The organism is Dyella humi (genome assembly GCF_044904605.1).
GTDB lineage: Bacteria > Pseudomonadota > Gammaproteobacteria > Xanthomonadales > Rhodanobacteraceae > Dyella_B > Dyella_B humi.
The window spans coordinates 860838-874254 of record NZ_JADIKI010000022.1 but is presented as its reverse complement, the minus strand read 5'-3'; the positions used below and the strand labels follow the sequence as shown (position 1 = coordinate 874254).

The 13417-nt window shown below is 61.3% G+C and carries 11 protein-coding genes and 1 tRNA gene; 5 read left to right on the top strand and 7 right to left on the bottom strand.

The features are described from left to right. Positions 1–74: 74 nt before the first annotated feature. Together phoU and ISP18_RS08800 are read left to right on the top strand one after the other, a co-directional pair. Positions 75–809 carry a phosphate signaling complex protein PhoU gene (phoU, locus tag ISP18_RS08805; protein WP_380009614.1) on the top strand — a complete coding sequence of 245 codons (735 nt, stop codon included), beginning with the start codon at positions 75–77 and terminating at the stop codon, positions 807–809. Between the two features lie 337 nt (positions 810–1146). Next, a complete protein-coding gene (locus tag ISP18_RS08800) occupies positions 1147–2886 on the top strand; it encodes a glycosyltransferase family 39 protein (protein WP_380009611.1) in 1740 nt (579 codons plus the stop codon). A 250-nt stretch (positions 2887–3136) separates the two neighbouring features. On the opposite strand, the gene ISP18_RS08795 is transcribed toward ISP18_RS08800, so the two are convergent. The 3 genes from ISP18_RS08795 to rnr are packed head-to-tail and all read right to left on the bottom strand — an operon-like array spanning position 3137 to position 6782. Beyond that, positions 3137–3424 (bottom strand): CBU_0592 family membrane protein, encoded by a 288-nt coding sequence (locus ISP18_RS08795; protein ID WP_380009608.1) that lies wholly within the window; start codon positions 3422–3424, stop codon positions 3137–3139. Next, on the bottom strand, positions 3421–4164 hold the full coding sequence (rlmB, locus tag ISP18_RS08790) for a 23S rRNA (guanosine(2251)-2'-O)-methyltransferase RlmB (RefSeq protein ID WP_380009605.1): 744 nt from the start codon (positions 4162–4164) through the stop codon (positions 3421–3423). The genes ISP18_RS08795 and rlmB overlap by 4 nt, the downstream gene beginning before the upstream one ends. After that, positions 4161–6782 (bottom strand): ribonuclease R, encoded by a 2622-nt coding sequence (rnr, locus tag ISP18_RS08785; RefSeq protein ID WP_380009602.1) that lies wholly within the window; start codon positions 6780–6782, stop codon positions 4161–4163. Before rnr ends, rlmB begins: the two co-directional genes overlap by 4 nt. A 149-nt stretch (positions 6783–6931) precedes the next feature. Here rnr and ISP18_RS08780 point away from each other — a divergent pair. Next, a tRNA-Leu gene (locus ISP18_RS08780) sits at positions 6932–7016 on the top strand. Positions 7017–7148: 132 nt separating this feature from the next. Here ISP18_RS08780 and ISP18_RS08775 read toward each other — a convergent pair. From ISP18_RS08775 to ISP18_RS08765, 3 genes are all read right to left on the bottom strand, one after another. After that, on the bottom strand, positions 7149–7454 hold the full coding sequence (locus ISP18_RS08775) for an NIPSNAP family protein (protein ID WP_380009599.1): 306 nt from the start codon (positions 7452–7454) through the stop codon (positions 7149–7151). A 278-nt stretch (positions 7455–7732) separates the two neighbouring features. Beyond that, positions 7733–8305 (bottom strand): nuclear transport factor 2 family protein, encoded by a 573-nt coding sequence (locus ISP18_RS08770; protein ID WP_380009596.1) that lies wholly within the window; start codon positions 8303–8305, stop codon positions 7733–7735. 91 nt (positions 8306–8396) lie between these two features. Beyond that, complete coding sequence (locus tag ISP18_RS08765) at positions 8397–9266, bottom strand: SDR family NAD(P)-dependent oxidoreductase (RefSeq protein WP_380009593.1); 870 nt, start codon at positions 9264–9266, stop codon at positions 8397–8399. Positions 9267–9370: 104 nt separating this feature from the next. On the opposite strand from ISP18_RS08765, the gene ISP18_RS08760 reads away from it, so the two are divergent. Together ISP18_RS08760 and ISP18_RS08755 are read left to right on the top strand one after the other, a co-directional pair. Beyond that, the gene (locus ISP18_RS08760) at positions 9371–10237 is read left to right on the top strand and encodes a LysR family transcriptional regulator (protein WP_380009590.1); all 867 of its coding nucleotides are present in this window, start codon (positions 9371–9373) and stop codon (positions 10235–10237) included. A gap of 219 nt (positions 10238–10456) precedes the next feature. Then, on the top strand, positions 10457–11422 hold the full coding sequence (locus tag ISP18_RS08755) for a mannuronate-specific alginate lyase (RefSeq protein ID WP_380009587.1): 966 nt from the start codon (positions 10457–10459) through the stop codon (positions 11420–11422). A gap of 32 nt (positions 11423–11454) precedes the next feature. Here the strand turns inward: ISP18_RS08755 and ISP18_RS08750 are convergent, their stop codons facing one another. Next, entirely contained in the window at positions 11455–13404 is a 1950-nt protein-coding gene (locus ISP18_RS08750; RefSeq protein ID WP_380009584.1) for an SUMF1/EgtB/PvdO family nonheme iron enzyme, read from the bottom strand. Between the last annotated feature and the right edge of the window lie 13 nt (positions 13405–13417).

Sequence of the window (13417 nt, the reverse complement as noted above, 5' to 3'; positions counted from 1 at the left end):
AAGGGGTGGGGCAAGGGGCCACCCTCGCGAGAACGTCCCTGCCCACCCTGCTCCAAATTTCAAGAGGCCATCCCATGAGCGGCACCAGCAAGGAACACATCATCAAGAGTTACGACGACGAACTGCTTCGTCTTACGGGCGAGCTGGTTCGCATGGGCGAACTGGCGGTGAGCCAGCTGGAAGCGGCCATCGACGTCGTGGATCGCCGCGACGACCGCGCCGCTCAGCACGTCGTCAACAACGACGACGCCATCGATCAACTGGAGCAGGAAATCAGCCACGACGTGGTGCGCCTGCTGGCCCTTCGCGCGCCGATCGCCGGTGACCTGCGCAATGTGTTTGCCGCGCTGCGCATCGCCGCGGACATCGAACGCATCGGCGACTATGCCGCCAATGTGGCCAAGCGCTCCATCCCGCTGTCAATGGCTGCGCCGCTGACACCCACCAGCGGCCTCGCCCACCTCGCCGAACTCGCCGCCGAGGAAGTGCGCGAAGTACTGCGCGCCTACCGCAACCGCGACGCAGAACTCGCCTTCAAGGTGTGGCAGGACGACGTAGAGCTGGACGAAGCCTATACGGCCTACTTCCGCGAACTGCTTACTTACATGATGGAAGACCCGCGCGTGATCACGCCGTGCACCCATCTGCTGTTCATGGCCAAGAACATCGAGCGCATCGGCGACCACGCCACCAACATCGCCGAGAGTGTGTGGTTCCAGGTCAAGGGCGAGCCGCTGACGGCGCAGCGCGACAAGCGCGACCTTACGTCCAATCCGGAGCCGGTGAAGTTGGGGGATCGGCCGGATTGAGAGGAAACGCTGGGCATCGAGTTCTTCTTGATGTCTAACCTTGCTTGGCAGTGATTCCGCATTGCGATCCGCGGAAACTCGCATGCACGTTTAATGTAGTGAGAAGCGCTCCCTCCCCTGCTTGCAAGGGAGGGCTGGGGTGGGGTGAACACTTGCCTCAGAGTTTCCCGCAAGGGTTCACCCCCTCCTGACCTCCCCCTGCAAGCAGGGGGAGGAATCACTCAGGAGGCTGCACGCAAGCCGTCACCACCATAAGAGGCAGCCTGGCTGCATACGTGCATTTCGTGCTGGGGTTCGCGTACGCTCCCCTACCTACGCCAAACGCACGGGATAGTGAGTGACGCCTGCGCCCCACGCCGCCGAAACAACCCTCGCCAGAAAAGCCAGCCTCAGCTGGCCCGGCGCGTTCTACGCGCTGTTCGCATTAATCGGTTGCGTCTTCGCCTTCATCGGCCTCTCCCATAGCAGCTTCTGGGCCGACGAGCTGTTCACCATGCAGGTGGTGGATCATCACCTGGGCTTAAGCGAAGTGTTCCGGCGCGTGCTGGCCGATGTGCATCCGCCGCTGTACGACTTTCTGCTTTACGTCTGGATCGAATGTTTCGGCACCAGTGAATGGGCCGTGCGCCTGCCCAGCGCAATCCTGGCAGTCCTGAGCATTCTCATTTTCGCGCTTGGCGTGCGCCGCCGGCTCAGCCCGACCGCCATCGCCTTTGCCTGCGCCGTCGCGACTACGTCGATGTTCTGGTACGCGCAGGCTCAGAACGCCCGCAATTACGCGCTGGCAATCGCTATCTCGGCCGCATTGCTTGCCGCCGCCATCGACTTCCTTCGGCGCGCGCGCGAACGCTTTCCTAAGAGTGCTTGGCTGTGGCTTACGGTGCTCGGCATCGCCGGCAGCCAGGTGCATCCTTACATGCTGCTCACCGTCGGCGTGTTGTTGCTGTTCTTGCTGATCACCTCACGCACCTGGCCGCGACGCATCGCGGTGAGTGCATCGGGGCTGATCGTGCTGGGTCTTTACGTCGGCCTGCTGTGGTTGATGACGCACACCTCCAAGCACGATTTCCACGATACGTGGTTCAGCAACAGCGCGACGTTCTTCGGCTCCCATTTGCGCCGGGTGATTTTCCATTTCATGAGCCGGCAGGCGCTGCTGGTCGTGGTCGTCATGCTGCTGGCGTTGTGGTTGCGCCGCAAACATGCCGACCATACCGAGGTCGATGAGCAACAGTTGACCAATTGGATGGCCGGCCTCTGCGGTTTTGTGTGTGTGGGCGTGGTTCTCAGCGGAATAGCGGTGTCCTTGCTGGTGGCGCCGTCGTTCTCGTATCGCAACGTGCTGGTGTGCGCGCCGTTCGGCTGGTTCCTGCTCGCGCGGCTTTACGATGCGGCGGGTCCTCGCGCGGAGACGCGCATGGGTGCAATCGCCGCGGCGGCCATCGTCGTGCTGCTCGCTTCGCAACTGATCGTGCTGATGCGTGGAAGGATGCTGCCTGCCAATGAACCATGGCGCGCTTCGGCGGCGTACGTGCAGGGTTTGCAGGGTTGTGCCGACGCCGAACTGCCGGTGATTACCTTTCCCGGCACGTATGGCGTCGGCATGACGCCCGGCGTGCACGCGATGATTGAGCGCAATTATTACGGCTACTACCTGCCCTCTTCCTATCACCCCTACGCATACCTTCCCGATGATTGGGTGCACCATGCCGGCGAACTGGCGCGTTCAGACAGCGCTTGCCCCGTGCTCGGCTGGGTCCTGCACGACTTGTCCGACGAACGGCGCGCGCTGGCGCTCGCCAAGCAACTCGCCAGTCAACCAGGCGTGACGGACCATCAGGTGTTGGTGCAGGAATTCGTGTCTTACGACTTGAGCTGGCTGGTGTGGAAACCGCAGCCGAGTGCGTTCGTGTTCTTGCGGGCGACATCGGAGATCGTCGACAAGCCCTCGGCGCTGCCTGCAGGAATGGATGTGGATCGGGAGTATTCGCTGGGGGATCGGGTGTTGGTCAGCTTCAATCCTTCAGCGACGTCTGCAGCGAATGCTTATGACGTTCGCCGCTTCCATGCGCAATGACGATAGCTGCGTAATCTCCATGGCCGTCATTCCCGCGAAAGCGGGAATCCATCTTCGCTTTGAGCATCAGAGCAACATGGATTCCCGCTTTCGCGGGAATGACGGCCATGCAAAGCTGGGGTGAACGTATGTGGACCCCAACATGGCCATGTACGTGTTGCTCGATGTTGGAGTTCGCATGCGCTCACTCCAACCTACGCGAAGTTGACCCTCACCCTCTCCTCAGCGAGGAGAGGGAATCATTGCGCGCTTACCACGGTGCGACCTTATGCCCCGCCTCACGCGCTTCCTTGCGAACCCGCGCACCGCGCGCAATGCCGTAAAGACCAATCAACAACCACGCCACTTCCATGAAAAACGCCGATGCGTTGAACGCACCGAACAGCAACGACAGCATCACGCCGAGCGCGCCCAGCACGTTCATCAGTTGATAGACCAGGCCGTTGCCGTGCAGCTTGTGGGCTTGCAGCAGCAGATAGGCCAACAGCATCAGCGCTACGCCGACGTATCCCGCCCAATCGTGCCAGTAGAACGTCATCGCACACTCCTTTGACGCAATGCTTCGAACAAGACGATACCGGTGGCTACCGATACGTTGAGGCTTTCCATGGTACCCGGCATGGGGATCTTTGCCACGAAGTCGCAGGTCTCGCGCGTTAGTCGGCGCAGCCCCTCGCCTTCGCTACCCAACACCAGCGCCACCGGGCCTTTCAGGTCGATGCCGTAGATGGATTGCTCGGTATCGCCGGCCAGGCCGGTAATCCACACGCCGGCATCCTTTAGCGTACGCAGTGCGCGCGCAAGATTGGTCGCCGCCACCAGCGGCACGCGATCTGCACCGCCCGCCGATGCGCGGCGCACCACCGGCGTGATGCCCACGGCGCGATCCTTCGGCACGATCACCGCCGTTACCTTCGCCGCCGCGGCGCTGCGTAGGCACGCGCCGAGGTTATGCGGATCGGTGATGCCATCGAGCACCAGCACCAGGGCGTCAGGGCCGGCCGCTTCGAGCAGGTCGGACAGATCATTCTCGCTGGCCACCGGCGGCGCTTGGTAGAGCGCGACGACGCCCTGATGACGTGCCTCACCCGCTACGCGATCAAGCTGTTCGCGCGGACGATGGTGCACGGGAATCTTCAGCGCCTTCGCTTTTTCCGCCAATTCATGCACGCGCGGATTGCGCTGCCCGTTTTCTACCAGCACTTCACGTACGCGTTCGGCATCGTTGTTCAACGCGCCCTCGACGGGATTGATGCCGACGATCCAACTCTCGCTCATCGTTTGCCTTTCGGTTTGGGCGCGCGGCTTTTCACCGCTTTGGCAGTGCGCTTGCTTGCCGGGGGCTTGCCGCCGGAGGGCTTGGCTTTGCGCTTGTCTTCAGCTTTGCCCGCTGCGACTTTTTTCGACGGCATGTTCTTCGCCGGCTTGGCAGCACCGCGTTTCTTCTCATCCGCGCGATCCAGCCCCGGCAACGGCGGCAGCGAGGGCAGCGGCTTGCGCCCTGCCGGCAGGGAATAACGTTCTCCTGAAGCGGCGTAATCGTAGGCGCGTGGCGCTGGCGTCGGCGGCACGAAGGCCGTCGCCGGTTCCGACGCTTTCTTCTTCACCGGTTGCACCATGCGGAAGTCGATCTTGCGATCTTCCAGGCTGGCGCGCAGCACCTGCACCCGCACGTGATCGCCCAGGCGGAACTGCAAGCCGGTGCGCTCACCCTTCAGCAAGTGACGAATCGGATCAAAGTGGTAATAGTCGTTGGACAACTGGCTGATGTGCACCAGACCGGAGACCTTCGATTCGTCCAGTTCTACGAACAAGCCGAACGACGTCACACCGGTAACCACGCCGTCGAATTCCTCGCCGACGTGCTTGGCCATCCACGCGCAGCGGAAACGCTCGTCCACGTCGCGCTCGGCTTCTTCGGCGCGGCGTTCGCGCTGCGAGCAATGCACGGCCATCGCCGCCATGGTCGCTTCGGAGTAGTTGTAGGCGGAAGGTTTGCCGCCCTTCAAGGCATAACGGATTGCGCGATGCACCAGCAGATCCGGATAGCGGCGGATCGGCGAGGTGAAATGCGCGTATGCCTCCAGCGACAGCCCGAAATGGCCGCGGTTGTCCGGCTGATAAGCGGCCAGGCTCTGCGAGCGCAACAGAACAGATTGGATCAATTCGCGCTCGGGACGATCCTTCACCATGCGCAGCACATCAGAGAAGTCGCCGGGCGTGACGTCTTCCACCGGCGGCATGCGCAGTTTGAATTCGCGCAGGAACTGCTGCAGGTCTTCGTATTTCTCTGCCGGCGGCGGTTCGTGCGCGCGATAAAGCGCGGGAATCTTGCGCTTGGACAGGAACATCGCCGCCTGCACGTTGGCGGCGATCATGCATTCCTCGATCAGCTTGTGCGCGTCGTTGCGTTCCACCGCGCCTACGGCCTGCACTTCACCAGTCTGGTCGAGGCGGAACTTCACTTCCGGCGTTTCGAAATCGATCGCGCCGCGCCGGCGGCGCTGCTCGAGCATCGCCTTGAACAACGCGTGCAGGTTTTCCAGCTGCGGCAGCACGTCAGCCACTTCGTGGCGTGTATCGGGATCTTTCAGGCCGATCGCCTGCCACACCTTGTCGTAAGTGAGGCGCGCATGCGAGCGCATCACGGCGTCGTAAAACTTGGCCTTGGTGACTTCACCGTCTGCGTCTACCTGCATGTCGCAGACCATGCACAGGCGTTCCACTTTCGGATTGAGCGAGCAGATGCCGTTGGACAAGGTTTCCGGCAGCATCGGCACGACGAAGCCGGGGAAATAGGTGGATGTGCTGCGTTCGTAGGCTTCTTTGTCCAGCGCGCTGTCGACCGGCACGTAGTGCGAGACATCGGCAATCGCCACCACCAGCCGCCAGCCGCCGCCACGCTTGGGCTCGGCGTAGACAGCGTCGTCGAAATCGCGGGCATCCGCGCCGTCGATGGTGACGAGCGGCAACTTGCGCAGGTCGGTGCGGCCTTCACGCTCGGCGGCGGTGACTTCCGGCTCCACCTCTTCGGCGGCGCGCAGCACTTCCGGCGGCCATTCGTGCGGCAGGTCGTAGCTGGCAATCGCCATATCCACTAGCAGCGAGGGCTGCAGGCGTTCACCCAGTACGCTGCGAATGCTGCCCATGGGGCCGCGATTGGCGGTGGGCGGATCGGTGATCTCGGCCACCACGATCTGACCAGACTGCGCGCCACGTTCCTGCCCCGGCGCGATCATCACGTCCTGATGCAGGCGGCGGTCGTCCGGCACCACCAGAGTGACGCCGTTTTCGATCATCACCCGACCGACCAGCCGCGGCGAGCGCCGCTGTAGCACTTCCACGATGGCGCCCTGCCGACGTCCGCGACGATCCACGCCAACCACGCTGGCCAGCACGCGGTCGCCGTGCAGCACGCTGCGCATCTGGTACGGGGAAAGGTAGAGATCGTCGCCACCCTCGTCCGGACGCAGGAAGCCGTAGCCTTCGGCGTTGGCAAGCACGACACCGGGAATCAGGTCCAGTTTGCGAACCGGCGCGTAGCCGCCGCGGCGGCCTAGCAGCAACTGGCCATCGCGCACCATCGCGGTGAGGCGCTTGGTCAGCGCCGCGATGCTGTATTCGTCGTAAAGCTTCAGCGCTTCGGCAATGCGCGCCTCGGTCAGCAGTTCGCCGCGTTCTTCCAACAGCGCGAGGATCGCTTCGCGGCTGGGGATCGGTCGGTCGTAGCGTTGCGCCTCGCGCTCCGCAAAGGGATCTTGCTGCCGCTTGGGTGCTTCAGCCGCTCCTGCGCGGCGGTCGCGAGACGCGGGTCTGGTGGCTCCAGAAAGGGGTTTCGGAGTCTTGGCCGCTTTGCGCGGAGGAGTTTCTTTGCCTGGTTTTTTTGTCTTGGTCACGCCCCTAGTATCGCCTCGATGAATGTTTCGATAAATGGTTTGCCGCTTGCCAATGGCCAGTCGCGGCAACGATAAGGAAATAGTTGACAACATGTCCTCCGCCTCCTACTCTACGCGGCTCGCACAGCCCGAAAAGCTAAGCGACACCTGCCCAGGTGGCGGAATTGGTAGACGCACTAGTTTCAGGTACTAGCGGGTAAAACCGTGGAGGTTCGAGTCCTCTCCTGGGCACCAAAACATCGGATCCAACGCGATCCAGAGAGATTCAAAAAGAACCCCGAAAACAATGTTTTCGGGGTTCTTTTTTGTTCTCTCAACGCCGTGACCAGAAGCGCGTTTCCGGTTCCCAGCCACGTTACGGCTGCGTCAGTCGAACACGGGGCGAAAAAAACTGCGCTCGTAGCTCAGTAAGCACTTCGTCTCTGCGGCAAACGCGAATGCAGCCTGACATTCCGGATCTCGCAGAGAGTCTGAGCGATAGGTTTCGTACGCGGCGAGGCTTGGAAAAGAAAACAGCGCGAGCGCAATGTTGTTAGCGCCTTCGGCGGGCAAGAAATAGCCATGATGTTTCCCTCCGAATTTCTCGACCAAGGGAATCCACATTTTCGCGTACGCCTCAAACTCGGAAAGCAAGTTTGGGTCGATAACGTATCGCAGATAGCGCGTGATCATAGTTTCGCGAGTCGAAGAATGGGCTCGCTTAGCATCTTATCGTCAAACAGTGACTGGCGATTGGCCCGATACGGAGCCGGCTTCATTCGCGAATCTGAAACCGGCGGCGTTATCTCAAGCAGAGATAAAAGCAGCGGATCGATGCAGCGCGTAGGCTGGGATGCCAATCCCAGCCCCTTCCACGCCCTGTAATGCCGAGGTTGGCATCCTAGCCTACGTGTTTTCCGAGTTTGCCATCTTTGGCGGGCGAAGACGGGCTCCGCGCCGCCGCTTGATGTTCAGAACATCTTGTTTGAGTTGACGCGAGGGACGTTCGGCGCGACCCAAGGAGCAGAGTTTTTCGGATCGCCGACAAGCTGCAACGTGTCCCAGTGCTCGACGGCCTTTCCTTCGGCGTTCATCCTGTAAATATCGACGCCGGCGACACCTGTGTCATTAGGGTCGTCCGTCAGCAGATTGAAAAAATTCACATGAGCGAACACATAGTCACCGACAGCGATGATCTTGTGGACGACGACGTGAGCGCTAGGATGCGCCGATTTTACGCCGGCGAAATATTTGCCTAGCGCCACGGAGCCGTCAGCAATCAACGGATTGTGCTGGACATAACCGGGAACAAGAAACTTAGCGGTGCCTTCTTCCGCCTTGTTCTCATTGATCATCATTTCATAGAGCGCGAGAACGTTGTCCACATTGCGGACAGCGTGTTTATCGTGCGGATCAACCAACACGATGTCGGCTTTCGCTTTGGGATCCTTAGCCTGTGCGGCTTGAGGTAGAACAAGCACGGCCGCACTCATCGCGAAGACTGCAGCCACAAGTCCTCTGCGGACGGTGTTATGGAATGTCATTTCATTCTCCTAGGTTGTTTGGAAATATCCGGAACGAAGGGAGGTCGAGGAGCTTCATCGGCCTCATAAGACGTGGTGTTGTGGAACGGCTCTAGCCGAGGCCAACCATCTGCAGGCGCAGCGCGTCTTGCTCAGCGTCAGGCATTTCGCGCGCGGTGCGCAGCATTTCGGCGGCATCGTCGCCCACCGGAGCGATGCTCGGTGCCGGCACTTGTTCGGCCAACTCAATGACTCTTTTGGCCGCCAGGACTGATTCCAGACCTGCACCCTGCATGCTGTTGAGCTTGTCTGCGAACGTGGAGAAGGATTGTCCGTACAACTCGCGTTGTTCAGTCGTCATGCCGTCGGCGACATGCGCAAGGGCGGCTGCCGTTTTCGCCGGGCCGCCGGTTTTCATATTGCCCGCGGCAGCCACGACAACATCGATCCCAAAGGATTTCAGTTCGGCGCGGTAGACGGCCGCAAACACTTCCATGGCCGCCTTTGAAGCGCCTGACGGTCCGTTGAAGGGGAGCGGGATGCTCGCCGTCCATGTGCTGATCTGGACGATGCGGCCGCGCGTCTTTCTTAGTGCCGGCAGGAATGCATTGATGACCGAGAGCGCACCGAACACATTGACGTCAAATTCGCGCCGGATGGCATCGAGGGGTAGAAGTTCGATCGGTCCGGGGGTCAGGATGCCCGCGTTGTTGATCAACAGATCGAGGCCGGCATCGCCGAGTGCGTCGGACACGCCACCCGCCCAGGCTTTCACCGCCTGTTCCTTGGTCATGTCGCAAACGGTCAGGCTGACACGCCCACCGGACGCGTCCTTCAGATCCTGGACTTCCGTGGCGGACATGGCTGTGCCAAAAACAATATAGCCCTTGGCGGCGAGCCCCAGCGCGATATCACGGCCGAGGCCACTCCCCGCGCCGGTCACCGCGGCGGAGCGGCCGGAATGTTGGATGGTCGATGGCATCACACGCCTCTTTTCAAATGGTCTTGAAGCAAGGATGCCGTTCCCATATGCGGCGTGGTAGCCTCAAATTTTGACAAACCGTGTCGCTGAAAGTGGAACGCTAAATGCTGGACATTGAAGACCTGCAAACGTTTGTCGAAGTGGCTGATGCGGGTGGCGTCTCATCGGCCGCCCGGCGTCTTGGCGTCTCCAAATCCATCGTCAGCCGGCGGCTGTTCCGGCTTGAAGCGGACCTTGGTATCCAGCTCCTCTCACGAACCACACGTGGCGCCGCGCTGACAGAGGCCGGCGTCACGTTCCGCGACCACGCTGCTCGGGTTTGCGCCGAGATCGATATCGCGCGCGAGACGATTCTCCCTGCTGGCGACCTCCGTGGACGTTTGCGGATCGCAGCACCACTTTCCTTCGGCCCGACGAATTTAGCGCCCGTGTTTGCAGAACTCGCGCAGCGCTATCCACAGCTTCACATCCACACGTGCTACAGCGACCGGTTTGTCGACATAGTCGGAGAAGGTTTCGACTGCGCGATACGAGTCGGCTATCTCAGCGATTCGAACCTGATTGCGCGGCGTATCGGCCCCATCCACGGAAAGCTGGTTGCAAGCCCGAGCTATATCAAAACGTACGGGGCTCCAGAGAAGCCAGAAGAACTTCTATCCCATCAGGCGCTCATGCAAGGTACGGAAACTTGGCAATTCACGGATGGCGACAAAACGATCTCCGTTCATCCGCAGGGGCGCTTCAAGTCCGACAGCGGCATAGCTCTCGCCGCCGCCGCCGCAGCGGGACTGGGCATCGCCTGGCTTCCGGCTTTCCTCGTTGAATCCTATTTGGCATCCGGTGCCCTCGTTTCTTTGATGACGCGCTACCCTCCGCCGACGGCCGGCATGTTTGTCGTCCGTCCACCAGGATCGCACCCTGCGCGAAAGGTTCGAGTCCTCACCGAACTGCTGATCGAGCATTTCGGATAGTTGCCGAGGTCTCGGGCAAGCCTATGCCGACAACCTGGGCATCGCGATGCTTGGGCCGCTTTTCTCCTGACGTTGCTTATGAAAGCCAGCATGCTTTAGCCGTCTAACTGCAACAGTTGGGCGATAGGCTCGCTTGGCTTCAATAGTCTTGCGGGCACTGGCGATTTCTGACCCATCTGTACACAGTGCTTCAAACAAACCGCCGTCAAAGGAGTGAATATGCATCGCTGGGCACACCCGATCCTTGTCGTGTTTTTGCTTGCAACAGGCTTGTTCTCAGGTGTAGGTCGCACCGCAAGCGCATGCGAAGTGCCCGCTCCGGTGAAAACGATCGACCCACCCGGCTTCTATGACGACGCATCCGGTTATGCGCGTGCCGTGCAGCCGATGCGCGGCTTTATTGCCAAGCTCAATAAATCGGCTGAGAACGGTGATTGGTCCTGCGCGGTCGATCTTCTGCATGGATGGGCCAGCGCCGATGCGCTGATGGGGCCGATTTCCGGTTACCAGGGCTATTACGAGCGATCCTGGGCGGGCACTGATTTTGCGATGGTGATCCTACGCATGCCGAGTGCGGTGAGAACGGCTAACGCCGATAAATTCACGGTGATCGATCCGTGGCTGCAGCGCATCGCCATCGCGACGCGCGACGCGAATGCCATCAACCACCTACACAACAATCTCGTCTACTGGGCGGGCTTGAACCTGGTTGCGATCGGCACTGTGACTAACCAACCGCAACTCGTCGACTCGGGGCTGATACGGGCGCGCGAAGGCATTCACGATATCGGCCCGAACGGTGCACTGGCGCGGGAAGTGAAGCGTGGCAACCGCGCCCTGCACTATCACACCTTTGCACTGTTGCCGCTGGTGTTCACGGCGGAGCTTGTACAGCGGCGCAACATCGATCTCTATCGAGAAAATGACCATGCCATCGCGCGTCTGGCGAACCTGGTGATCGAAGCGGTTCGCAATCCCGCCAGCTTTGCGAAGATCACGCCCATTAAGCAGGACCTGTTCCCATGGACGTTTCAGGACGAACTGGCGTGGATGGAGCCCTATTACGCCCGTACCAGGGATCCGCGTTTTCCCGCCTTGATCGCGCCACGCCGGCCTTTCAACGAATGGCGGCTTGGTGGCGATGTGAGCGCGCAATGGGGTGCGCCGTTGCCGTCATCCAACTAGCGAGCGCCTTGAAACCCAGATAGGTGCGCGAACTACAACTCCCGCACAATCCGAAACCCCACACGTCCGCTGCGAACACTCGCATCGGCGCCCTGTCGATACGCCGAATTTGCCTGCTCCGGCGAACTCCCCCACGAGCCGCCGCGTATCACGCGCGTGCCGCAGCCAGGGTTGACCCATGCGCCGCCATCCACCGGCGCGCGCACGTAGTTATCGTGCCAGCAATCTTCCATCCACTCCGACACGTTGCCGTCCGTGTCGTAGAGGCCGAAGGCGTTCGGCGCGAAGCTCATCACCGGCGCCGGGCCCCAATAGCCATCGCCGTAACCCTGGAACGCGTGGCTCCAACGTCGGCCGCTGGGCGAGCGATCGGCCGAGCCGGTGAGGTTTTCCACCTTCGTCTTCGGTATGCCGTTGCCCCACCAGTAACGCGTGGTGCTGCCGGCGCGCAGCGCGTATTCGAATTCCGCTTCACTGGGCAGGCGATATTTCTTACCGGTGCGCTGACTCAGCCATTGCACGTAGGCGCGTGCGTCGCTCCAAGAGATATTCACGACCGGCAGGTTGTCCGTGGCGGCATGGCCGGCGTAGTCGTCTTCCCAAGTGGCGTTGGATACGTCACGCATCACGCCGGTGCGTTCGTCGTACACGCTGGCGCCACCTTGCGTGACGGATTCAGGCTTGTAGCCGCTGGCGCGTACGAAGTCGCGGAACTGGCCCACGGTGATGTCCGTCTGCGAGAGCGCATAGCCCTTGCTGATGACGACTTCATGTTGCGGCGTTTGCGAATCGCTGCGACCGGGCTCATCGTCCGGCGCACCCATCATGTATTTGCCGGTGGGTACCACCACCATGGTGGGCGACTGGCCGTTCATGTCCACGTAGCGGTCGGTGAACACCTGACCCGGCTTGAAACTGGCGTAGAGGCGCGCGTTGGTGAGGCGTACTTCGAATTCGTCTAGGCCGGCAAGTTGCGGGCTGATCGATTGCGCCTGCCCGGCCAGTTGCTTGGCCAGATCGATGTTGCCCGCATCCAGCGCCGAACGCGCCTGCGCCAGCACGTTGGCGGCGCGCTGCTGACGGATGTTGTCGATCTGGTTGCGCACGTCGCGCAGTTGCGGCGAATCGGGTTGGATCGGCGTAGCTTCGGTCATCGATTGCTCGGCGCCGGCAAAATCGTTTTGCGCCACCGCGGCCAGCGCACGATCAAGCACCATGCGCTGTACCTGCAGAACGCCCTGTGCCGCCACGGGGTTTTGCGGATCCAGCTTCTGCACCTGACGATACAGATCCAGTGCATTGTTGTCGGCAGGCTTGTCTACCTTGCCTTGCTGCAGCATGGCTGCAGCCTGCGCCAGCATCGGCCGCACCTGCAGCAACGTCTTCATGTTGGCTTCGAGTGGTGCAACGTCGTTCGCCGTGTTGGGCAGTGCCTTGAGGTTATCCAACAGTCCACCCGCCGACTCGGAATCCCCCACGGCAATGTCCTGCGTGATCTGCGCGATCAGGTGCGTGCGCACCTGGTCCAGGCCCTGCCCGGCGGCGCGGCTGTCCGGTTTGAGCTTGAGCGCCTCCTGGTAGAGCGCCGCGGCACTGTTCTTGTCACCGGCAATGTGTCCGGCCTGATAGGCCTTGTCGGCGCGCTCGAGCAGCGCCTTCACTTCGGGCGGATCGGCGCTCATTTGTTCGGGCAGTTGCACCGGCTTGCGTGCCAAGCGCGCGGCGATCACCGCGGTAGGCGCCAGCGTCAACGGTGGGCCGGCATAGATTTCGTCCTGCGCGGAAGGTACCGCGTTGCTCGGGCGAACCGGCACCGCCGGCGACGTGCGACCCACGTGAGGCGTACTGGGGTTGGCCACCTCTTCGGGGCTGACGTGAAAAATCTCAGGAAAAAAGTGATAGGTAAGCCCGAAAGCCAGCACGAGCACACCAAGCGCCCCACCGAATGCGCGCTGGCGTTGTACGGTTTCCTTGCTCGGCATGGTGGGCGTTCCG

Excerpts from the sequence above, each read along its gene's own strand:
- phoU (WP_380009614.1), top strand. The coding sequence starts at position 75 with ATGAGCGGCACCAGCAAGGAACACATCATCAAGAGTTACGACGACGAA.
- ISP18_RS08795 (WP_380009608.1), bottom strand. The coding sequence starts at position 3,424 with ATGACGTTCTACTGGCACGATTGGGCGGGATACGTCGGCGTAGCGCTG.
- rlmB (WP_380009605.1), bottom strand. The coding sequence starts at position 4,164 with ATGAGCGAGAGTTGGATCGTCGGCATCAATCCCGTCGAGGGCGCGTTG.
- ISP18_RS08775 (WP_380009599.1), bottom strand. The coding sequence starts at position 7,454 with ATGATCACGCGCTATCTGCGATACGTTATCGACCCAAACTTGCTTTCC.
- ISP18_RS08770 (WP_380009596.1), bottom strand. The coding sequence starts at position 8,305 with ATGACATTCCATAACACCGTCCGCAGAGGACTTGTGGCTGCAGTCTTC.
- ISP18_RS08765 (WP_380009593.1), bottom strand. The coding sequence starts at position 9,266 with ATGCCATCGACCATCCAACATTCCGGCCGCTCCGCCGCGGTGACCGGC.
- ISP18_RS08760 (WP_380009590.1), top strand. The coding sequence starts at position 9,371 with ATGCTGGACATTGAAGACCTGCAAACGTTTGTCGAAGTGGCTGATGCG.
- ISP18_RS08755 (WP_380009587.1), top strand. The coding sequence starts at position 10,457 with ATGCATCGCTGGGCACACCCGATCCTTGTCGTGTTTTTGCTTGCAACA.
- ISP18_RS08750 (WP_380009584.1), bottom strand. The coding sequence starts at position 13,404 with ATGCCGAGCAAGGAAACCGTACAACGCCAGCGCGCATTCGGTGGGGCG.